Annotated in this window: 18 protein-coding genes and 1 pseudogene; 10 read left to right on the plus strand and 9 right to left on the minus strand. The window is 39.6% G+C overall.

From position 1 onward, the window contains the following. Positions 1-544: 544 nt before the first annotated feature. Positions 545-2,128, minus strand: a complete 1,584-nt coding sequence (locus tag H4J41_RS03940) for an isocitrate lyase (protein WP_182136005.1) — start codon at positions 2,126-2,128, stop codon at positions 545-547. A gap of 343 nt (positions 2,129-2,471) precedes the next feature. On the opposite strand from H4J41_RS03940, the gene H4J41_RS03945 reads away from it, so the two are divergent. The 7 genes from H4J41_RS03945 to H4J41_RS03975 all read left to right on the plus strand — a co-directional run bounded on the left by H4J41_RS03945 (position 2,472) and on the right by H4J41_RS03975 (position 9,527). After that, on the plus strand, positions 2,472-3,407 hold the full coding sequence (locus H4J41_RS03945; protein WP_182136006.1) for a LysR family transcriptional regulator: 936 nt from the start codon (positions 2,472-2,474) through the stop codon (positions 3,405-3,407). A gap of 23 nt (positions 3,408-3,430) precedes the next feature. Further along, positions 3,431-3,799, plus strand: coding sequence for a CidA/LrgA family protein (locus H4J41_RS03950; RefSeq protein WP_310649793.1), 369 nt, complete (start codon positions 3,431-3,433; stop codon positions 3,797-3,799). A 5-nt stretch (positions 3,800-3,804) separates the two neighbouring features. Further along, positions 3,805-4,530, plus strand: a complete 726-nt coding sequence (locus H4J41_RS03955; protein ID WP_182136007.1) for an LrgB family protein — start codon at positions 3,805-3,807, stop codon at positions 4,528-4,530. Positions 4,531-5,112: 582 nt separating this feature from the next. Further along, entirely contained in the window at positions 5,113-7,287 is a 2,175-nt protein-coding gene (locus H4J41_RS03960; RefSeq protein ID WP_182136008.1) for a malate synthase G, read from the plus strand. A 383-nt stretch (positions 7,288-7,670) separates the two neighbouring features. Further along, a complete protein-coding gene (locus tag H4J41_RS03965; RefSeq protein ID WP_182136009.1) occupies positions 7,671-8,249 on the plus strand; it encodes a hypothetical protein in 579 nt (192 codons plus the stop codon). A 350-nt stretch (positions 8,250-8,599) separates the two neighbouring features. Further along, positions 8,600-8,791, plus strand: coding sequence for a DUF2892 domain-containing protein (locus tag H4J41_RS03970; protein ID WP_182136010.1), 192 nt, complete (start codon positions 8,600-8,602; stop codon positions 8,789-8,791). Between the two features lie 436 nt (positions 8,792-9,227). Then, positions 9,228-9,527 carry a peptidylprolyl isomerase gene (locus tag H4J41_RS03975; RefSeq protein ID WP_182136011.1) on the plus strand — a complete coding sequence of 100 codons (300 nt, stop codon included), beginning with the start codon at positions 9,228-9,230 and terminating at the stop codon, positions 9,525-9,527. A gap of 87 nt (positions 9,528-9,614) precedes the next feature. Here H4J41_RS03975 and msrQ read toward each other — a convergent pair whose 3' ends face one another. The 7 genes from msrQ to H4J41_RS04010 all read right to left on the minus strand — a co-directional run bounded on the left by msrQ (position 9,615) and on the right by H4J41_RS04010 (position 15,987). Next, complete coding sequence (msrQ, locus tag H4J41_RS03980; protein WP_310649794.1) at positions 9,615-10,259, minus strand: protein-methionine-sulfoxide reductase heme-binding subunit MsrQ; 645 nt, start codon at positions 10,257-10,259, stop codon at positions 9,615-9,617. Further along, on the minus strand, positions 10,259-11,266 hold the full coding sequence (gene msrP, locus H4J41_RS03985; protein ID WP_182136012.1) for a protein-methionine-sulfoxide reductase catalytic subunit MsrP: 1,008 nt from the start codon (positions 11,264-11,266) through the stop codon (positions 10,259-10,261). The genes msrQ and msrP overlap by 1 nt, the downstream gene beginning before the upstream one ends. A 129-nt stretch (positions 11,267-11,395) precedes the next feature. Next, on the minus strand, positions 11,396-11,758 hold the full coding sequence (locus H4J41_RS03990; protein ID WP_182136013.1) for a glutaredoxin: 363 nt from the start codon (positions 11,756-11,758) through the stop codon (positions 11,396-11,398). Positions 11,759-11,813: 55 nt separating this feature from the next. Further along, positions 11,814-12,365: a DUF2058 domain-containing protein gene (locus H4J41_RS03995; protein ID WP_182136014.1), complete on the minus strand. Its 552-nt coding sequence runs from the start codon at positions 12,363-12,365 to the stop codon at positions 11,814-11,816. A gap of 182 nt (positions 12,366-12,547) precedes the next feature. Then, positions 12,548-14,803: a xanthine dehydrogenase family protein molybdopterin-binding subunit gene (locus H4J41_RS04000; protein WP_182136015.1), complete on the minus strand. Its 2,256-nt coding sequence runs from the start codon at positions 14,801-14,803 to the stop codon at positions 12,548-12,550. After that, positions 14,800-15,276, minus strand: a complete 477-nt coding sequence (locus H4J41_RS04005) for a (2Fe-2S)-binding protein (protein ID WP_182136016.1) — start codon at positions 15,274-15,276, stop codon at positions 14,800-14,802. Before H4J41_RS04005 ends, H4J41_RS04000 begins: the two co-directional genes overlap by 4 nt. 78 nt (positions 15,277-15,354) lie before the next feature. After that, positions 15,355-15,987 carry an NTP transferase domain-containing protein gene (locus tag H4J41_RS04010; protein WP_182136017.1) on the minus strand — a complete coding sequence of 211 codons (633 nt, stop codon included), beginning with the start codon at positions 15,985-15,987 and terminating at the stop codon, positions 15,355-15,357. A gap of 271 nt (positions 15,988-16,258) precedes the next feature. On the opposite strand from H4J41_RS04010, the gene H4J41_RS04015 reads away from it, so the two are divergent. The 3 genes and pseudogenes from H4J41_RS04015 to pheA form a co-directional block, all read left to right on the plus strand. Continuing rightward, on the plus strand, positions 16,259-18,694 hold the full coding sequence (locus H4J41_RS04015) for a penicillin acylase family protein (protein ID WP_182136018.1): 2,436 nt from the start codon (positions 16,259-16,261) through the stop codon (positions 18,692-18,694). A gap of 53 nt (positions 18,695-18,747) precedes the next feature. Continuing rightward, positions 18,748-19,131 (plus strand): MAPEG family protein, encoded by a 384-nt coding sequence (locus tag H4J41_RS04020; RefSeq protein WP_182136019.1) that lies wholly within the window; start codon positions 18,748-18,750, stop codon positions 19,129-19,131. A 367-nt stretch (positions 19,132-19,498) separates the two neighbouring features. Beyond that, positions 19,499-20,674, plus strand: a pseudogene (pheA, locus tag H4J41_RS04025) (prephenate dehydratase); the annotation flags it as partial. 160 nt (positions 20,675-20,834) lie between these two features. Here the strand turns inward: pheA and H4J41_RS04030 are convergent. Continuing rightward, entirely contained in the window at positions 20,835-21,236 is a 402-nt protein-coding gene (locus H4J41_RS04030) for a hypothetical protein (protein ID WP_182136021.1), read from the minus strand. Between the last annotated feature and the right edge of the window lie 188 nt (positions 21,237-21,424).

Below are 21,424 nucleotides of genomic sequence, written 5' to 3' on the forward strand. Positions count from 1 at the left end.
AATAAGATTTAATTTATCTGCAGTTTAACCGTAAGGTTTTATAAACTAATTTAAGCTCTTACCAGTAAAACAGCATGGCTATCTTGCCAATACATTATTATTTCATTCATACTAAAGGCTTTTCTTTACATTAAAAAACATCAAGTTAATGACAACTCACCACCTTGGTCGTATCGTTTTAAATAGCCATATTAGCTAATAACTCAACCGTAGATCCCAAGATAAATAGCGGCACTTAACGGTTAATCATATTCGTGAACAGATAAATTTTATGGGTTGAGTCGGCTGGTAGTTATTTCATCACTGTTACAACTAGCTTAGCTTTTAAATGCTTAAAAATCTTTACTACCTAAAAATCAACCTAAAAATGAACATAAAAAATGAACATAAAAAAATCCGATGAAAGCTATTCATCGGATTTTGGTTTTCTTGCCAACGTTCAAGCTAAATCTGCTTCAATTGTTGGCATTACTGCTTAAAGGCAGTGTTTTTTTCACTGCAGTTGGCTGTGTTTTTACCAGCCAACTATTATGCTAATCTGCAATTAAAACTGGTTAGAAGTGTTATTAGCGCCACCGGCTTTAAGCGCATTTTCACCTGCGAAGTATTCTTTGTGATCATCGCCCATATCAGAACCTGACATGTTTTGATGTTTAACACAGGCGATACCTTGACGAATTTCTTTACGCTGAACACCTTCAACATAACCCAGCATACCTGCATCACCGAAGTATTCTTTCGCAAGGTTATCGGTAGATAACGCCGCGGTATGGTAAGTAGGTAGTGTAATTAAATGATGGAAAATACCCGCTTCACGTGAAGTCTCCGCTTGGAAACTACGGATTTTGTCATCGGCAGCAACCGCTAACTCAGTGGTATCATAATCAACATGCATTAAATCAGCACGAACATAGTTAGATACGTCTTCACCAGCCGCTACCATGGCGTCAAAGGCTTGCTGACGGAAGTTTAATGTCCAGTTAAATGATGGGCTGTTGTTGTAAACCAGCTTAGCATTTGGAATTTCTTTGCGTACTTCGTTCATCATTGCCGTGATGTCAGCAACGTTTGGTGTTGCCGTTTCAATCCAAAGTAAGTCAGCGCCCGCTTTAATCGCTTCGATGCTGTCAAATACACAACGCTCTTCACCGGTACCTTGACGAAACTGGTATAAACCAGAAGGTAAACGCTTAGGACGAACTAGCTTACCGTTACGGTTGAAACATACATCACCTTCAGCCATATCGCTTACGTCAATTTCTTCAACGTCTAGGAAAGAGTTATATATGTCACCTTGATCGCCAGGCTCTTTAACAACGGCGATTTCTTTAGTCAGGCCAGCACCTTCAGAGTCTGTACGTGAAACGATAATACCGTTGTCTATACCTAGTTCTAGGAAAGCATGACGTAATGCACGAATTTTAGAATGAAAATCTGCATGAGGAACCGTTACTTTACCGTCTTGATGTCCACATTGCTTTTCATCAGCCACTTGGTTTTCAATTTGAAGTGCACATGCACCAGCTTCGATCATTTGCTTAGCCATGATGTAAGTCGCTTCAGCGTTACCAAAACCTGCATCGATATCAGCAATAATTGGCACAACATGTGTTACGTGGTTATCAATTTGGTCTTGGATAGCCGCTTTGTCGCCTTCGCTTGCTGCGTCTAGGTCACGGAAAAGACCGCCTAGTTCACGGGCATCAGCTTGACGTAAAAAAGTGTAAAGCTCTGCAACTAAAGCAGCTACTGAAGTTTTTTCGTGCATAGATTGATCAGGAAGAGGACCAAATTCACTGCGAAGTGCAGCAACCATCCAACCCGAAAGATATAAGTAACGACGGTCTGTTTTACCCGCAAAATGTTTCTTGATAGAAATCATTTTCTGTTGGCCAATAAAACCATGCCAACAACCTAAAGATTGGGTGTACTTAGAACTATCAGCGTCGTAAGCTGCCATATCAGCACGCATAATGTTTGCAGTATACTGAGCAATGTCTAAACCTGTTTTAAATTTGTTCTGCGCTCGCATACGGGCTACTGATTCAGGATTAATGGCATTCCATGAACTGCCAGCTTTTTCTTTAATTGCTTGAACTGCTTCGATTGCACTTTGATAATTAGACATATGACTTGCTCCAAAATTTTAACTGACAGTATTTATAATTATTGATGGTGTAACTTCTCATGTAAGTTGTCACACCGGACAACACAAATACTAAACCAGTCGCTGTTAATAAACAAAATATATAATTAGCATCCTTACCATTCACAAAGTAAATAATGGTGTATTAACTCTAAATAATACAAGTCAATAACTCAATAAATTCAAATACTAAGCCACCCAGCCAATGAAAAACACCCGATAATAAGGATAAGTTTAATTTATGTTTTCCATTGAATTAACTTGATTATCACTATAAGCCATGACATATATCTAAGTTATACTTTTGTTCTAGATTATTAATGTTATGAATATCTCAAAAATTGATTTAAACCTGCTAATTTATCTTGATGTTTTACTTAGAGAGAAAAATGTTACACGCGCAGCGGGTCAATTAAATATTACCCAACCGGCAATGAGCAATGGTTTAAAAAGATTACGTACACTTTTTAACGATCCTATTTTAGTCAGAACATCCGATGGTATGGTGCCGACCGAACGTGCTCGGGCTTTAGCCCCTGCTATTCGTAAAATTTTATTAGAGCTAGAAGAAGCACTGCAAGGTGAAGAAGAATTTAACGAACTTAGTAGTCAGCGGGTTTTTCGTCTGATGGCCAGTGACTATGCGGCTTCGACATTACTACCCAAATTATTGAAGCGGATCAATCAAATAGCGCCTAACGTGACCATTGACATCATGACACCCAGTGATGTTAATTTTCATGATGTGGAGGCAGGTAAAATTGATATGGCCATTAACCGTTTTGATGAGTTACCACAATCTTTTCATCAAAAAACTATTTGGCGAGATTCTTTTTCGTGCCTGTTAAGTGCGAATAATCCGATAGTGTCAAAGTTTAACCTCAACACTTACCTCAGTGCTAAACATGTTTGGGTATCTAAAACCGGCTTTGGAGTCGGTGTTGGTATGGATCCAAAAGATGTGCAAAAATTAGGCTGGGTTGACGAAGCCCTAGCGCGCTTAGGTAAACAACGTAATATTAAAGTCTTTACGCGAAATTACCACGTGGCAATGCAGCTTGCACTAGAAGATGAATTAGTCGCCACCTTACCAACACGGGCCGCATTAATTCATAAAAACGATGCTAACTATACGGTACTTAAGCCACCATTCGATATTCCTGATATTGAACTTAAAATGATTTGGAGCCCACTGTTGCACCATGACGCTAGTCATATATGGTTTAGACAGTTGGTTATTGAAGCCGCCAATGAAGGCTAGTACAGCAATAAGGTTTAGTCAGTGTGATCACGTTTAAGCAAAAAACATTCAATGCTTTGTATAGCATCTTTGCTATTTTTAGTTGCCTTGCCCTAGGTAAGTTATGTGGGTATTTTGCGCCGATATTACCGAGTAGTTTATATGGCTTGATTATTTTCACCCTGACACTACATTTTCGTCTCTTTAATGCTGATTATATTAAAAGCACTGTCGTGTGGTGTTTAAAGCATATGGCGGTGTGTTTTGTGCCTGCCGGTGTTGGTATTATGAACCACTTTGAATTGATCCAACAATTTGGCATCGCCATAGTCGCTATTACCTTTCTAACGACCTTTCTATTACTGACGGTTGTCGGTTTACATTATCAGCGCTACGCTGTCGATGCTGAGTAACCTTGATGATGACAATGATCACTGAGTTATTACACAACCATTTACTGTCTTCGATTTTTACTGTCGCTGGCACAATTGCACTGTTTCAGTTTACTGCGGTTTTTCAACGTAAACTCAACGCTATTTGGATGCAACCTATGCTGATGTGTATTTTAGCCATTATTGCTATCTTACTTTGGCAAGATATTAGCTTTGAGAGTTATTTTTCAAATGCTTGGCTACTTAATGCTTTGCTTGAACCCGCCGTTGTAGCTTTAGGCTTTCCACTGTATCAGCACTTAGAAACCATTACTAAAGAGTGGAAGAGTATTGTTTTAGTGTTATTGCTTGGCGCCTTCATTGCCATTGTTAGCAGTTTTATTATTACCATGCTGTTAATCGGGGATTACACCATTGCCGTGGCACTTTCACTCAAGTCAGTGACTACACCTATTGCTATTGCCATTGCCGGTCCATTAGACGGTAATACCGCTATTACCGCCTTTGCCATTATTCTCGCCGGCTTTTTTGGCGCTTTAGTTGGCCCGCCTTGGTTACGGTTTATTAAAGTTAAATCACCTAAAGCACAAGGCTTAGCTATTGGCGCTGCCAGTCATGCTATTGGCACCGCAACGGTCAGTAATATTAGTTACCAACACGCGGCTTATAGCTCATTGGCTTTAATTGTTTCTGCTGTTATTACTGCCCTCACTAGCCCATTTATTATCACTTTTTTGGCAACGCTTTTTTAGCCTGATTAACCTCATACTCGTTTTATTGGTTAGCTGAGCTAGTTTATAGACACCAATAGTGGCCAAATATAAGGCCACTATTTTAATCACTCCTGGTGCAATGATTAAATAACCCAATAACAGATTATTTTAACGCGCTAAAATACTCACAACGTCAGTGAGCTTGGTCTAATTTTTCATGGCAAAACTTTGCCTTTAATACTTTGTCATATAGGCTAAAAAAATAAAACAGTCTGATTTATCTTAAGATTTTCACTTGCCTAACTAAAAATTTATTCAACGTTTTTATTGATGATTCATTCGCCGCATGAATATTAAGGATAACAAGGATAACCACAAACAATAATGCCAATACAGGTATACTAAAATGAAAGCGACCTGCTGCTGATCATAATTAATAATAAATTAACTTTATGAGCATGTTTAAAAACAAAACACTGGGCTAAAGTAAGACCTATTGTTAACCAGCAGCTATGGCATCAGATAGACAATATTTCTAGATTGCTGATAGTAGTTTTTCGTCAATGTATTAAATAATAAAACTTTCTTCCAAACTTTCAAACTATTCAAAATAGGTGCCCTATGACAAAAAGAATTTCAATCGCAAATTTGCAGGTAGCAGAAGAATTATATAATTTTGTTAACCAGCAAGTGCTGCCAGGTACAACACTAGCTTCAGATACTTTCTGGTCTGGCTTTGCAAAACTCATCGCCGATTTAGCACCAAAAAATAAAGCCCTATTGGTAAAACGCACGTCATTGCAAGCGCAAATAACGGCTTATCATCATGCACATCAAGCTGAAAAATTTAATTTTAAAGCATATAAAAGCTTTTTAACCGCTATTGGCTACCTCGTTCCCCCTGTGGCTGACTTCACCATATCAACAAAAAATGTCGATGCTGAATTAGCCACTATCGCAGGACCACAACTGGTTGTGCCGGTAATGAATGCTCGCTTTGCCTTAAATGCGGTCAATGCTCGCTGGGGGAGCTTATACGACGCCTTATATGGCTCAGATGTGATCTCTGAAGCAGATGGCGCTGAAAAAACCAAAGCTTATAACCCTGCACGTGGGGCTAAAGTTGTCGCCTTTGCTCGCGACTTTTTAGACCAAACTATTCCTTTGGTTAATGGCTCTCACACAGATGTTAAAAGTTATCAAATAATTAACCATGGCCTTGTTGTTACACTCAGTAATGATGAAAGCACCTACTTAGCTGAGCCTGCATTATTTATTGGTTTTACCGGTGAGCAAACGTCGCCCAATGAGTTGGTTTTTAAACACCACGATTTACACTTTATCGTTGAATTTGATCAAAACAGCACGATTGCAAAAAGCGATACAGCGGGTGTTAGTGATATTTCAATGGAGTCAGCATTAACCACTATCATGGATTGTGAAGATTCGGTTGCCGCAGTTGACGCTGAAGATAAAGTGATTGCCTATAAAAATTGGCTTGGTTTAAATCAAGGCACTTTATCTGAAACTTTTGAAAAATCAGGTAAACAACAAACCCGTTTGATGCATCCTGATAAATGTTTTCAAAAGCTTGATGGTACAGAAGGCAAACTAAAAGCTCGCAGCTTAATGTTTGTCCGTAACGTTGGCCACTTGATGACCAACAATGCCATTATTGACCAGCACAACAATGAAGTACCTGAGGGCATCATGGATGCTGTTATTACCTCATTAATATCGACATACGACGTTAATCAAAAAAACACTTTACGCAACAGTGACGCAGGTTCAGTTTATATTGTTAAACCTAAAATGCATGGTCCTGAAGAAGTTGCTTTTGCCAATGAATTATTTGACCGAGTTGAAGACCTATTAGTTCTACCTCGTCATACGGTAAAAATGGGTATTATGGATGAAGAACGCCGCACTAGTGTTAACTTAAAAGCCTGTATTTATCAGGCAAAAGAGCGCGTGGTATTTATCAATACTGGCTTTCTTGACCGAACCGGTGATGAAATTCATACCTCAATGGCTGCCGGCGTTATGGCCAGAAAAGCAGATATCAAATTAACTAAATGGATTTCTGCTTATGAAGATAATAATGTCGATGTTGGCTTAGCTTGTGGTTTTAGTGGCAAGGCACAAATAGGCAAAGGCATGTGGCCAATACCTGATCAAATGGCCAATATGTTAGCCACAAAAATTAATCATGTGAAAGCGGGCGCCAATACCGCATGGGTACCCTCGCCAACCGCAGCAACCTTGCACGCTTTGCATTACCATAAAGTGAATGTATTGCAATTGCAGCAGCAACTGAAGAACCGTGTACCGGCAAACGTCGATGATATTTTAACTATACCTTTAGCAGAAAATACCCAGTGGTCAGCACAAGAGATTTCAGATGAGTTAGACAACAATTCACAAGGAATTTTAGGCTATGTTGTACGCTGGATTGATCAAGGCGTTGGTTGTTCAAAAGTGCCTGACATTAATAATGTTGGCTTAATGGAAGATCGCGCGACTTTAAGAATATCAAGTCAGCATATGGCTAATTGGTTACAACATAACATTTGCACACCAGAACAAGTGCTAGCCAGCTTGAAAAAAATGGCCACCATTGTTGATCAACAAAACCAAGGTGATAGTCAATATCACGCTATGTCGAATGACTTTGACAACAGCATAGCTTTTCAAACGGCACTAGCATTAGTGCTTCAAGGCGACAAACAACCTAACGGTTATACTGAGCCTTTATTACATAACAATAGACTGTTATTTAAAGCTCAAGCCAAATAAGACTATAGCTGAAACCACCTAAAGCTTGGTACTAAATAAAGGCCGGTGCTAATAAATCATAGTATTTATCAGCACCGGCCTTTTTTTATGGTTAAAAAACAGCTGATCTGGTGTGATTTATTCAACATCGCAGTCTGCATAGAGCCAAAATTTACTGAGCTGATTTACTGGACTGATTTACTGGACTAGCTTACTGGACTAATGGCTCTATCAGTAAATTAGGCAAATTATAATAAGCCAATTATAAACTAAATCAGGTTATTGGCCTGACAAAACACCCAGATCAACATATTGTTATCGCGTAAACACAAGCCCTATCTATATTAATTTGTAACACAATGGTACAATCGTTACACCAAGGAAGGATACGGGGTAACAATTTAATGAGAATAATTAAAAAGACAGGACCTAAAAAGACAGCACCAAAGAAACCTAACTTAAGTGGCGCTATATTGCTTATGATTGGTTTATTAGGCTTATACTGCTCAGCAACTCAAGCAGCACCTCAAGCAGCACCTAAAGTGAAAAACCAAGCTAAAGTTGTTTTAATCATAAACAAGGTTGTTAGCGAGGTAAAATCACCAACAAATAAGCTTGTTAATAACTACGCTTACCCCAGTATTACCAGCGAAGTATTCAATCAATACAGTCAAATCACTATACAGTCAACTTCTCAAATATCTCAACAACCATCGTTGGGGATTAAAGTCACTGATTTTGCAAACTTAGCACCACATAAGTTTGCTAAAAAAAATTCTCTCTTTGAGTTTGCGGCTAAATTTAATGACAAGCTGCAACAAGTACTCGCCTATTTTGACTTTTCATCCACCAGCACCGACAGTAAAAACAAAAATATTAGCGAAAAAGATTCCAAGAAAAAATCTAGCTTGATTGCTAAAAATAGCAAGAAAGCATTACAGGCCAATGCTAGGGTCAGTAAAGTTCAGAGCAATTTATACTGAGTACTAGTTAAGGGCACTTAATCTGATTGATGATAGTAAAAAAACCGCCCTTTAGCGGTTTTTTAATGCCGGTGTTTCACTTAAACCTAATCACTAAAAAATCCTACCAAACCATAGCCACTGTGCATAACCACTGAACATAGTCACTAAAAAGAGTCGCTCAACTTAATCACCTAGCTTTAGCGCTCATTAATTTGGCTCTTGATGCAACTTACGGATCAAAATTAATTTTCATCACCCTTGCTTTTTACATTAGCAAAACCTAATATAATTACATTAGACTTTACTAATGTATCTAATAAAGTACATATTTTGACTTTAACTTAAACTTAACTTAAAAGGATATCCTCATGACACTTAATGAAGCACTTCGTCTAGTTGCAGGTATTATGATTTTAATTTCACTTTATTTAGCCGTAACCTATTCACAAAATTGGTTATGGTTTACCGCTTTTATTGGCCTTAATTTATTACAATCATCATTCACAAAGTGGTGTTTAATGATGACTTTTTTAAAAAAAATTGGCTTAAAAGATACTTAATAAGGTGAGCAACACCAAAGAGTGTCATATGCAGCAAGCTTTAATCCAGTCACTATTATGATCTATGACTTGAGTTACTATAATAACTAGGATGACATAAATTATTATATGAAATATCATCCTAGATGCAATAAGCACCATCAATACTATTTTTAACTCAGGTTTTATTAAGCATAATTTGAAATAAATATAGTCATAACTAGCTCAAATGCAGAAACAATCACTAGCTATTTAACCCAATACCCAGATAATTTCCCCTGTAACAAAATCTATGAAGTTGATAATCAATTACATTATCAAGAGATATACGCTCAATTTATCAGGTTATTTAGTTTGTCGGTTATACCCCCCTTTACCTTAAGTAATATAATTTATCTTTTTGGCTATTCTATTCTCAAAAAAAATACGTTAAAGTCCACCGATAAATTTTAAAGTAATGAATAAGAGAGACACAATGTCAAAAGCATCAGCACGTCATATATTGGTAGATACTGAAGAGCAATGTCTAACATTAAAGCAACAAATAGTCGCCGGTGAAGATTTTACGGCCATCGCACAAGCGCATTCAAACTGTCCTTCTAAAGCGCAAGGTGGAGCATTAGGCTCTTTCGGTCGCGGCCAAATGGTGCCAGAGTTTGATGAAGTTGTATTTACAGCGCCATTGAATGAAGTACAAGGGCCTGTTAAGACTCAATTTGGTTATCACTTGCTTGAAGTTACTGCTCGAGACGACTAAGACCAAAGGATTTAATACCCTTAGCTATCGCATCTAAAATAGAAAACGAAGGCTAATACCTTCGTTTTTTTTTGACTAAAAAACCAATCACGATGACTTAAACCAGCGCTTAATTTTGTCTTTGCGTAAAATTAATAGCAATACGGCCATAGTAAAATATATCATGGGTTCAACAATGTCAGATTTTACTGACCAAAAAAAGTGTAGTGCAATCAGTAATACCGCGAGATAAACCCCGTTGTGTAACTTTTGCCACTTTGTACCCATTTTGCGCCTTAGTGCGGTTATTGAAGTGATTGCTAAAGAAAAAAGTATCATTAACGCTGCCATACCGACAGTAATGTAAGGTCTGTCAATAATCTCGTCAAAAAATAGCGTAAGATCAAATTGCACTTCAAAAGCTAAAAAATTCAATAAATGAAACATCGCATAGGTGAAGCTATACAAGCCAACTAATCGTCTTATTTGTAATAAATAGCCTTGGCGATATTTTTTCGCAACCGGTGTTACCAGCAGAGAAATCAGTAATAAATTAAAGGCGCCCATACCGGTAAAGTGAATAACCTCTTCTACAGGGTCTGCACCAAGCTGCTCGGTAAAGGCTAAAAAATACAGGACAAATAAGGGTAAAAAAGCCAGCAAGTGAATCGCAATTTTAAGTAACATCACTCTATTGCGTAAAAGTACGGCTTTTAAAGCCTCTTTACTCACCCCAGTTGCCCTAGTTTGCACTAATAGTGCTTCCTTAAATCCATATTTTTATACAAGTGAGCAACCTCCTCACCATAGCCATTGAATGGTAAGGTCGCAATACGATTACGGGCAAATAAGCCGCCAGTGGTTATACGTCTCTCACTTGCCTGACTCCAACGCGGATGATCTACAGCTGGATTAACATTGGCATAAAAGCCGTATTCCCTGTCAGCGAGTATATTCCAGGTTGTGGGTGGTTTATGCTCAACTAATTTTATACCGACAATGGATTTAATACTTTTAAAACCATACTTCCACGGCACAACTAGTCGAATAGGCGCACCATTTTGCGCGGGTAGGGTTTTACCGTATAAACCTACGCTCATAAACGTTAGCGGATTCATGGCTTCATCAATACGTAAACCTTCTACGTAGGGGTATTGTACACCACCGCCCATTCGACTTTTTTGTCCTGGCATCTGCTCTGGATCATATAAAGTTTCAAAGGCGACATATTTTGCTCGTGAATTAGGTGCTGCTTTTTTAATTAACTCTGCTAAGCCAAAACCTACCCATGGAATAACCATTGACCATGCTTCAACACAGCGTAAACGATAGATACGTTCTTCTAAGGGAAAGTGTTTAAATAAATCATCGTAACCTAAGGTATAAGGTTTATCGACTTCACCAGAAATGCTTAGTTGCCAAGGGTTAACCTTAAATCCTTGCGCATTTTCAACGGGATCGCTCTTACCCGTACCAAATTCATAAAAATTATTATGGCTGGAAATTTTAGCTTCAGGGGTGAGTATTTGTAAAGACTCGCCTGCTGGCGCAAACTTTAAGGCTTGACGCTTAAACACCTCGGCTTCTTTACTACTGAAAAAGTCTAGTGCGCCAGCATTCGTACTGGCAGATTGTGCTAATAAACTACCCGCACCTAGGTAACCAAGCTTCTTTAACAGCTCACGTCGACCATAATAAACTGACTCGTCTGTTACTTGCTGCTCGGACAGTTGATGGTTTTTTTTCGTGTTAATTAACATTTTCACCTCTGATCGATCTAGTTATAGCCATCTGATTAACTTGCAATATACAGACCCATAAAGAGGTGAAAAAATTCTTAATAAAAGCTCAATATTTAATTAAAAGTCATGTTTAATTAAATATAGTGCTTAACGAGAAAACTTCTCTAAATAGTTAATAATCTCACCTGATTCATACATCCAAGTAATTGATTGATCTGCATTGATAATTTTTAAACAAGGTACGGTTCTTTTACCACCTTCTCGGATCAACTCTTCACGGTATTGCTCATGCTGGTTTATATTACGTAATTCAATATTTAAGCCTAATCGCTTCATAGCGCGACGGGTTTTCACACAAAATGGACAAGCCGGTAATTGATACAAGCTTAAATGTGCCGTACTAGCATCCACTTCTTTTTGTAGTTGTGGCGAGCGTTTTGGCGCACTGGGAGAAAATATAAAATTTAATAACAAAATTAAACGGCCAATCGGCCAACGAATTAAAAACATAGTAGGGTTTGTGCTCACTGTTAAGTAAATAAACTAAAAGAATGACATGATTTTATTACCACATCATATCATCAGGAATTTGAAATTCTGCGTAAGGGTCATCTTCAGCAATAACTTCATCAGCCACCTTGGTGTTTTGCACCAAAATAACTGTTTTATCTAAACTCGCTACTTTTTCTGCCGTTTCGGTGGTAACGATATAAGTTGTATCATTGACACCACATAAGGCTAAACGGCCATTAACTAAGGCTTTATGGGTGACAGCATCAACAAATAACTTCTTAATTTTACTATTAAAAGTGTAATTATATTCTGCTTCGCCTTTAACATTGCTCACTTGATGATGTTGCAAAATTTGTAAAATTCTCTGCTGTTGCTCTTTTGCTGCTAAGGTTTGTTTTCTTTCATTATTCAAGGCGATATCATGGGCTAGCTTGTCTTTTTTCGCCAGCTCAAGCTCTTGTTTAACTTGCTCTTGTAAGCTGGTATCAACCTTGACGCCACTGCGCTTTTGTTTGCCTGTTTTGCGTTTATCACTATTTGCTTGTCGTGCTTTTTGCTTGGTGGTTAAACCTGCTTTAAGCAACTGGTCTTGTAATGAGGCCATCTATTTTCCTATGGTAGAATACCAATTGAATATCGATTTTTACTATTTTATCAGTTCGTTTACCATTTTACAGCATTCAATAAAAAAGCAGCATAATTTGCTGCTTTTTTCTGGTTAATTTACCAAATTAGATTGGCCGCTAGCACAGCCTAAAACCGCTGCAGCTAGCTAACCATGCGTATTTACACTATACCATGTTTTTTTAATGGCAATTCTCGATAACGCTTACCTGTGGCATTAAAAATAGCATTACAAATAGCAGGGGCAATAGGCGGAACACCCGGTTCACCGACACCGCCTGGAGGCGCGTCACTGTCAATTATTTCTACATGTGTGGTTGGGGTATCTGCAATTCGAGCTACTTGATAACTGTCAAAATTATTTTGCTCAATGGCCCCATCTTTCGCGGTTAGTTCACTAAAAAAGGTTAATGATAAAGCAAAAATAGCCGCGCCTTCCATTTGCGAGCGAATGCGTTCAGGGTTTACCGCTAAACCACAATCTACCGCCATCCAAACGTCATTAACTTTAATTTTCCCGTCACTGTTTTCTGATACTTCAACAATACAAGCCACATAACTGACGAAGCTTCGATGCATGGCAATACCTAGGCCATGGCCTTTAGGTAGCTTTCTGCCCCACTTTGCCATGGTACTGGCTTTTTCTATTACGGCTTTCATACGTGCAGTGTCAACAGGGAATTTCTCTAGTGTTTCACCATAATTTCCGTATTTAGCCTGCTCTTTAGAGAAGTCAATTTTACGATCTGCGCCCAACATAGCGATTAAGTTGTCTTTGCTGTCCAAACCTTTTGCTTGGGCCAGCTCATCCACAAATGAACTTACTGCAAAAACATGGTTGATATTAGTGACTGAACGCATCCAGCCGATACGAGTGTGGGCTGGCGCTTTGCCGGCAGCACAACTGACATTAGCAATATCATAGGGCATATCAATTAAGCCTAAATCAGCTTCTGAGCCAATTAAGTCTTCACCTTGGCTGAACGTTGAGCCAATAGGCGGCTCTGCCACATGATGTTGCCACGCAGTCACCGTGCCATTTTCATCAATACCGGCCGCAAGTTTTTGATAACTAACCGCATGATAATAACCATTTTGAATTTCATCTTCACGAGTCCACATCACTTTAATGGGCACATTTAACTGTTTAGAGAGTATCGCGGCTTCCACAATAAAGTCGGGCTTAGATTTTCGACCAAAGCCACCCCCTAACAAAGTGACATTAATATTGACGTTTTCTGGCGCAACACCGGTAATTTGTGCCACGGTACTTTGCGCTGACTGCGGTGTTTGAGTACAAGCCCAAATATCAAAAATACCGTCATGAAAATGTGCTGCAGCGGCTGGTGGCTCCATAGGGACATGAATTAATTCCGGCACATAATAAGATGCTGTTATCACTTGTTTAGCTGCAATTAATGCTTTGCCTACATCACCTTTACTGCGCAACACTTTGCTTGGGTTATCACAACTGTTTGCTAATGCTTGTTTATAGTCATCGCTGTTGTAACTTTGATGTGCACTTTCATGCCATTGCATTGCTAATGCTTCCCGACCTTTCATTGCCGCCCAAGTATTTTTAGCAATAACAGCAACGCCCCCTAAAGGTTTAAATACCGCGGGCTCTTCTAAATCAGGTAGTTGCACTACATCAATAACACCCACAATGGCCTTTGCCGCCGCGCTATTAAATGATTTAACCTTTGCCCCAAGTACCGGTGGTCGAGCAATAACAGCATATTGCATCTGGTCTAATTCAACATCAAAACCGTAAGTAGTAGCACCTGTTGCGATTTTTTCACCGTCAACTAAAGCCACATCCGATTTGCCAATAAGATTAAAATCTTTCTTATCTTTTAATATCAAGGCCGATTGTGCAGGCAAGGCTAGCGTGCTTGCTATGGCAACTAAGCTGCCAAAAGATAATGTTCGACCCGTTTCTTTATGGACAATAGTGCTATTTAGCGCTGCGGTTTCACTCACATCAACTTGCCATTGCTTGGCTGCCGCCTGTTGCAGCATCATACGTGCCGCTGCGCCAGCTTCTCGCAGGGGTTGATAAAAACGTCTTACCGAGCGTGAGCCATCAGTATTTTGGCTACCATATTTTTTATCACCTAAACCTTGTACAACGGTTATTTGTTGCCAATCAGCGCCGAGTTCGTCGGCGACAATCATCGGAATGCTGGTTCTGATCCCTTGACCCATTTCTGACCTATGCACCACAATACTGACTATATTGTCGCTACCTATTTGGACATAAACATTGGGTGAAAATTTATCAGCGGCTATAACACCTGCCAAGGCTTTTGGCATAGTCAGCATGGACGGTAATTGCACCCCAAGCACCAAAGCCGTAGAACTGATACCGAGTTTTTTTAAGAAGCTGCGACGGCTAACATTTTCAATATGTTTCATGATCCGCTTCCTTTTACTTCAGTGCCCAGGTCAGCGGCAAGGTGAATCGCTTGTTTGATGCGTTGATAAGTACCACAGCGACAAATATTACCACTCATGGCGAGTTCAATATCTTCATCGTTTGGTGTAGGTTTACGGTCTAACAATGCCACCGCTGACATCATCTGTCCTGACTGACAATAACCGCACTGTGCCACATTTAATGCTTGCCACGCTTGTTGAACCGGGTGTTCTCCATGCTCAGAAAGTCCTTCAATAGTGGTGATTTTTTGCTGCGCAATAGCCGACACTGGCATAACACATGAGCGAACAGGTTGGCCATCAACATGGACCGTACAAGCGCCACATAAGCCTTTACCACAACCATACTTGGTGCCGGTATATTTTAAAATATCTCTTAATGCCCACAACAAGGGCATATCGCCATCATCATTAAATTGATGTTCTTTACCATTGACCGTTAAGGTGATCATACAATCATTTCCTTTAAGTTTGTTGAACCTTGTTTTGGTTAATCTTGCTTTGATTAAGCCTAGCGTTAGCTAGTGATGTTATGTATTAATACCAAGCTTTTTAACCATGTATTTTAATTGCTCTGGTGTATCTATATCAATAAACGCATGCGCGAGTGGTACTTTTAATAATTTATTTTGGTATTGCGCTAGCAGCGGCTTTGCCCCTTGCTGACCTGTTAACTGGGTTAATTCAGTAAAATAGTCTTGAGAAAATATCACCGGCGGGCCAATGTTTTCTTTTTCGTTTGACGCAACTGCCCTTAAGTCTTGTGCAACAACAATAGCATGAGGATTAGCTTGCCAATAACCTTGATGACGAATCAAATCAGCTGAAGTTAACTGCCATTGGTCAACTAATACGATCATAACCGCTTTTATATCAGCAGCTAGTCCTGCAACACCAACAGCAATCGATGACGCCATGCCGTCTGAGAACTTGCTATTAATAATAGTCTTGATGGGGAGATGGTCAATACGCGCTTGAACTTGCCTGGCATTAAAACCTAAAACGCAATAGACCTGACTTGTCACCTTTAAAGCTTGCGCTAATTGCCATTCAACTAAGCTTTGTTCGTGGATATTAATTAATTGCTTCATCTGACCTAAACGAGACGACTGCCCTGCTGCCAACACTATGATGGCAAAATTATTATTTGCGCAACTCGTCATTTTAATTTCATCTCTACCATCATCCTAACCCTTTTGTTGGTAAACCATCTGAATACCCATACATCTGAATACCAATAGCATGAGTGTAACATCAAATAAAATCAGCAAGGCAATTTCAGCCAAGCATCGGATTTTACCAAATGTATATATGTGTATCTCTTTATGTAACTGTAATCTATGGTTAGGATGAATTTAGCGAATCATCAAGATTCAAACTTCATTTGTTTTAAGGTACTCTACGCTATCGAAATTGTTTACTTTGCTAAGCCTAATGAAACATTTAAAAAATACGCTGATCGGCATACTATTTATTCTCTTCTTAGTTATCGCGACTTTGAGTACTTGGATATACAGTCAAATCGACAGTGCCTTACCACAATTAGACGGTAAGCAAACACTTTATGGCTTATCTGCCAGTACTATTGTAGAGCGAGACTCGCAAGGTATTGTCACCATCAAAGCAGATAATCGCTTAGACATCGCCATCGCCACAGGCTTTGTTCATGCTCAAGAACGCTTTTTTCAAATGGATTTATTACGCCGAAATTCAGCTGGCGAACTTGCCAGCCTATTTGGTGACGCCGCAATAGCCTATGACAGTGACATTCGCCGCCATCGTTTTCGTGAACGCGCTACTAACATAGTGTCACAATTATCAACCGCAGATTTAGACCTACTAAAAGCCTACACCCGCGGGGTAAATCAGGGCTTAAAATACCTTAAAGCGCCACCATTTGAATATTTACTACTACGCCAAGCACCCGTCGAATGGCAAGAAGAAGATACCATTTTAACCGTACTCAGTATGTATATCGACTTACAGTATCAAGACGGAAAGCGCGAACGAACCCTAGGCTTAATGCATTCGCTCTTAAGCACTGAAGTGTATGCTTTTCTTAACCCTAAAGGCAGTCGTTGGGATGCGGCTATAGATGGCACTGAGTTTCCTGCATCGCCATTACCAAAAGCAGCGTGGCCTTCTGCTTCGAGTGAAGGTATGGCGGCTTTGCTAAAGCATCAAGCGCTAGACCCGCTGATAGCTGACGGGTTTTCCTCACCACTGGCCAGAGAAAAAGCAGCTTTAAATGAAGAGTTCCCAGGTTCAAATAATTGGGCTATTGCCGGTAATATCAGTTCAACTGGCAGCGCTATGGTTGCCAACGATATGCATTTGGGCATTCGGGTCCCAAACACTTGGTTTAGAGCCTCTTTTGAATATCAAAGTGTCGATAATACGGCCGTAAAAGTCACTGGCGCAACATTGCCTGGCACACCCAACATTATTATTGGCAGCAACGGTCATATTGCTTGGGGCTTTACCAACAGTTATGGCGACTGGAGCGATGTCATCATTCTTGAAACCAATGCCGATAAAAGCCAATACTTAACGCCTGATGGCTACCAGAACTTTATCAAACGTAAACAAATTATCGCGGTAAAAGATCAAGAAGCGGTCGACATAACGGTAACTGATACCATTTGGGGACCTGTGATCGGTGAAAATGCTCAAGGCGATTTACTTGCCTATCGTTGGATTGCTCACGACAAAGCCGCGGTTAACATGGCTATTGTTGAATTTGAAACCGCTACCAATGTAGAGCAGGCCTTTGCTATTGCGGCTCGTGCCGGCTTACCAGCACAAAACTTAATGGTGGGCGATAAGCAAGGTAATATTGGCTGGACCATAATGGGGCCGATCCCACAACGCAGCGCAAATTTTGGTGAAACACCGACATCTTGGGCCAATGGCGAAAATAAATGGTTAGGACTTTTGCCAGCTGAAGCGTATCCCAAAGTCATCAACCCAGATAATTCGCGCTTATGGACAGCAAATTCACGGGTTATTGGTGGCGATATGTTGAACAAAGTCGGTAATGGCGGCTATGCCATCGGTGCGCGGTCTTCACAAATAAAACAAAATCTTGAGGCTAAAGCATCGTTTGATGAAAAAGCTTTACTCGATATTGCCCTTGATAACCACGCTAAATTTTTATTACGTTGGCAAAGATTTATCTTGTCTGATGTACTTACTGACGCCATGTTGGCTAAGCATCATGACTGGTATAAAGTGAAGAAAATTATCGACGTTGAACATTTGTCAGCAAGCACAGATTCTGTTGCCTATCGCCTGATCAGAAATTTTCGCTTAGCCGTCAGAGAGCAAGTGTTTACAATTTTCAATGAAAATATGACCAAGCTTGATAAAAGTTACAGTTTTCATAGTATACGTCACCAAATAGAAACGCCATTATGGCAGTTAATCAATCAGCAACCCGAGAACTTTCTCTGGCGTAGTCATGAAACTTGGCCGGCCTTATTTGAAGCTAGCCTTGAGACAACACTCAGTCAAATGACCGAATCAAGTACACTGGCGAACGCCACTTGGGGTAAACAAAATATCAGCAAAATTCAGCACCCATTAAGTCGTGCTGTGCCATTTATTGGCCAATGGCTTGATATGCCTGAAGTAGAATTACCCGGTGATAGCTACATGCCAAGAGTACAAGGACAATCATTTGGTGCCTCGCAGCGCATGGTGGTTTCTCCTGGACACGAAGAAAGTGGCATTTTTCATATGCCCACCAGTCAATCAGGTCATCCTTGGAGTCCATATTATGGTTTAGGACATGAGCGTTGGATAAAAGGTCAAGCCTCTAGCTTTTTACCCGGCCCAAGCAAGTACACACTGACTTTACTCAGTTATTAGTGAAGTGAAGCCAAGCAAAGTAACCCAAACTATCAACATACCAAGGAACAATAATGACCACCTTAATTATTTGTTTATTTATCGCCGCCCTATTACCTTTTATTGCCAAAATTCCGGTGGCAATTGCCATGCATAAGATGGGCGGTTACAACAACAATCACCCTCGTGCTCAACAAGCTAACCTAACCGGCTTTGGCGCTAGAGCTTTTGCCGCACATCAAAATGCCTTTGAATCGCTGCTTATCTTCGCCCCTGCCGTCTTGTTAGCCATAGCGACACAAAACACTGGCGTTGTTATCCAGCAACTCGCTATTACCCATATTGTTGCCAGAGTGCTTTACAATATTGCCTATTTAATGAATATCGGCGTCATACGTTCATTAATATGGGGGGTTGGCATCGTGAGTTCTTTCACTATTATCTATCAATGTATTTAACTGACAGATAACAGTGATTAGCTATCACGTTTAAGTTATTAGACATCAGTTATTCGCGGTGTCTTGGTCAAAATTCTTGCTGATAAGCCTTTTTTATCCCTTTAGATAAAAATTGGCATAAAGAAACGGTTGTACTCTGGTGTGATGGTGGCTAAAGTAAAGCTATGCAAATGACAAAACTAGCCTTTTTCTTTAACACTTTCTTTCTCTCAGTTCTCTGAGCGCGCTTTAGGTTTTGGCATTCACTAAAAACCTCCTAATGGAGGTTTTTTAGTTTTAGTGGTCGCAACAAGTAACAGTAATAAATAACTCGCAGAATATGATAATAAAAGCGAATAAACTCATAACTACCTATTAGGAAAACGCGGTGAACGAAGCATTAGATTTAAATAAAATACGTGAAAAAATTACCCAACTCGATCAGCAACTACTGGCATTATTTGCTGAACGCCGCGCCCTTACTTTAAATGTTGCGAAAAGCAAAGCTCATCTCATTCGTCCAGTAAGAGACCAACAGCGCGAACAAGAGTTACTGATCCGCTTGATCACCCAAGGTAAAAAACTAGGCTTAGATGCGCATTACGTGACCAGTGTGTTTCAAACCATTATTGAAGATTCCGTGCTTAATCAGCAGGCTTACCTGCAAACCTTAGCCAATCCAAATATACAAGAGCCGTCAGTTAGTGTCGCTTTTCTTGGTGATAAAGGTTCTTACAGTTACTTAGCAAGCCATCGTTATTTTTCTCGCCGTGCAGCAAAAATTATTGAAAGCGGTTGCCAGAGTTTTGCTGAGATTATGCAGCAAGTTGAATCTGGCTCGGTTGACTATGGCATGTTGCCAATAGAAAACACCAGTTCAGGCAGCATTAATGAAGTTTATGACGTACTGCAACATACCAACTTGTCGATTGTTGGCGAAATAACTCAACCTATTGAGCACTGCCTACTGACCGCCGTAAATACCAAACTTAATAAAATCAAAACCATTTATGCCCATGGTCAGCCATTTGCGCAATGTAGTAACTTTTTAGATAAACAAAGTGATATTCGCATTGAATACTGTGAGAGTACGGCTGACGCCATGGCTAAAGTCTATCAATTGCAAGACGAGAGTGTTGCGGTTATTGGTAGCGAAGAAGGCGGTAACTTATACCAACTTCAGGCGTTGGAAAAACAGATAGCCAACCAAATTGAAAACCACAGTCGCTTCATTTTAGTGGCGCGTAAACCTATTGAGGTTGCAGAGCAAATTCCAGCAAAAACCACCTTAATTATTGCCACTGGCCAAAAGCCTGGTGCATTAGTCGAGTGCCTACTGGTACTGAAAAACAAAGGCATTAACATGTGCAAACTTGAGTCTCGCCCAATTCAAGGGCGACCTTGGGAAGAAATGTTTTATGTCGATGTAGAAGCCAATTTGAAGCACTTAGCTTTACAAGAGGCGATTAGTCAAATCACTGAACAAACAAATTTCATTAAAATTCTAGGTTGTTACCCTATCGAACACATTAGCCCAACCAGTGTCCCAAGTAGCGCACTCATATAAGCGCTAATGCTTAACATAATCAAGGGCAGATAAACTGCCCTTGATTAATACATCTACTTTATAAATGCCTAGTTCTCAATACTTAGTTCTAAATGCCTAGTTCTAAATGCTTGCCTCTCAATGCTTATCACACTCTACCGCTTAATCTCAGTTCAGTTTAGATAACTAGTAGTTTGCGATTTTTTAGTCGAAAAATAATAGCACTAAACACTAAGATAAATAATATTGGCATAGCGGCGAACATAAGGGCTGAAAACATAAACTGCCCCATTAACAAGGTTAAGCTAATAAAGCACATTGTTGGTAATAATAGCCAAAAAGTGTGTTCACTGGCACATAATTTAAAACCTTTATGCATAAAAAACAGTAACAATATACTGACGATACTTGCGGTAATAGCCGTCACTGCACCAGGGTAATAATCAAGCATAAAATCAGTATGAGGGTGAAGTATGCTGGGTACTGGCGCCCAATTACCGATTTGAACCAACCAAATTAATGAACCCGCAATTAGGCAACCAAAATTAAAAGACCAAAGTTTTTTATTAACCTTAAACATCAATATTTCCCAAATTTATTATTATTATTTTCCCTACTTATATCCCAAGTATAGTTTTTAATCAAGACGTCTGGTTTTTATACAAAAAATAGTCAGCAGCAATTTAGCCTCAGTGTTTGGGTTATACCAATTTCATTAATTAGGTGGTCTACTTTATACGCAGTAAAAATGATCAGATAATTAGTGAG

It is taken from the genome of Colwellia sp. MB3u-45 (genome assembly GCF_014077005.1).
Lineage (GTDB): Bacteria > Pseudomonadota > Gammaproteobacteria > Enterobacterales > Alteromonadaceae > Cognaticolwellia.

What these genes read in the sequence shown, in the direction of transcription:
- H4J41_RS03940 (WP_182136005.1), bottom strand. Translation starts at nt 2,128, where the DNA reads ATGTCTAATTATCAAAGTGCAATCGAAGCAGTTCAAGCAATTAAAGAA.
- H4J41_RS03945 (WP_182136006.1), top strand. Translation starts at nt 2,472, where the DNA reads ATGAATATCTCAAAAATTGATTTAAACCTGCTAATTTATCTTGATGTT.
- H4J41_RS03955 (WP_182136007.1), top strand. Translation starts at nt 3,805, where the DNA reads ATGATGACAATGATCACTGAGTTATTACACAACCATTTACTGTCTTCG.
- H4J41_RS03960 (WP_182136008.1), top strand. Translation starts at nt 5,113, where the DNA reads ATGACAAAAAGAATTTCAATCGCAAATTTGCAGGTAGCAGAAGAATTA.
- H4J41_RS03965 (WP_182136009.1), top strand. Translation starts at nt 7,671, where the DNA reads ATGAGAATAATTAAAAAGACAGGACCTAAAAAGACAGCACCAAAGAAA.
- H4J41_RS03970 (WP_182136010.1), top strand. Translation starts at nt 8,600, where the DNA reads ATGACACTTAATGAAGCACTTCGTCTAGTTGCAGGTATTATGATTTTA.
- H4J41_RS03975 (WP_182136011.1), top strand. Translation starts at nt 9,228, where the DNA reads ATGAATAAGAGAGACACAATGTCAAAAGCATCAGCACGTCATATATTG.
- msrP (WP_182136012.1), bottom strand. Translation starts at nt 11,266, where the DNA reads ATGTTAATTAACACGAAAAAAAACCATCAACTGTCCGAGCAGCAAGTA.
- H4J41_RS03990 (WP_182136013.1), bottom strand. Translation starts at nt 11,758, where the DNA reads ATGTTTTTAATTCGTTGGCCGATTGGCCGTTTAATTTTGTTATTAAAT.
- H4J41_RS03995 (WP_182136014.1), bottom strand. Translation starts at nt 12,365, where the DNA reads ATGGCCTCATTACAAGACCAGTTGCTTAAAGCAGGTTTAACCACCAAG.
- H4J41_RS04000 (WP_182136015.1), bottom strand. Translation starts at nt 14,803, where the DNA reads ATGAAACATATTGAAAATGTTAGCCGTCGCAGCTTCTTAAAAAAACTC.
- H4J41_RS04005 (WP_182136016.1), bottom strand. Translation starts at nt 15,276, where the DNA reads ATGATCACCTTAACGGTCAATGGTAAAGAACATCAATTTAATGATGAT.
- H4J41_RS04010 (WP_182136017.1), bottom strand. Translation starts at nt 15,987, where the DNA reads ATGACGAGTTGCGCAAATAATAATTTTGCCATCATAGTGTTGGCAGCA.
- H4J41_RS04015 (WP_182136018.1), top strand. Translation starts at nt 16,259, where the DNA reads ATGAAACATTTAAAAAATACGCTGATCGGCATACTATTTATTCTCTTC.
- H4J41_RS04020 (WP_182136019.1), top strand. Translation starts at nt 18,748, where the DNA reads ATGACCACCTTAATTATTTGTTTATTTATCGCCGCCCTATTACCTTTT.
- H4J41_RS04030 (WP_182136021.1), bottom strand. Translation starts at nt 21,236, where the DNA reads ATGTTTAAGGTTAATAAAAAACTTTGGTCTTTTAATTTTGGTTGCCTA.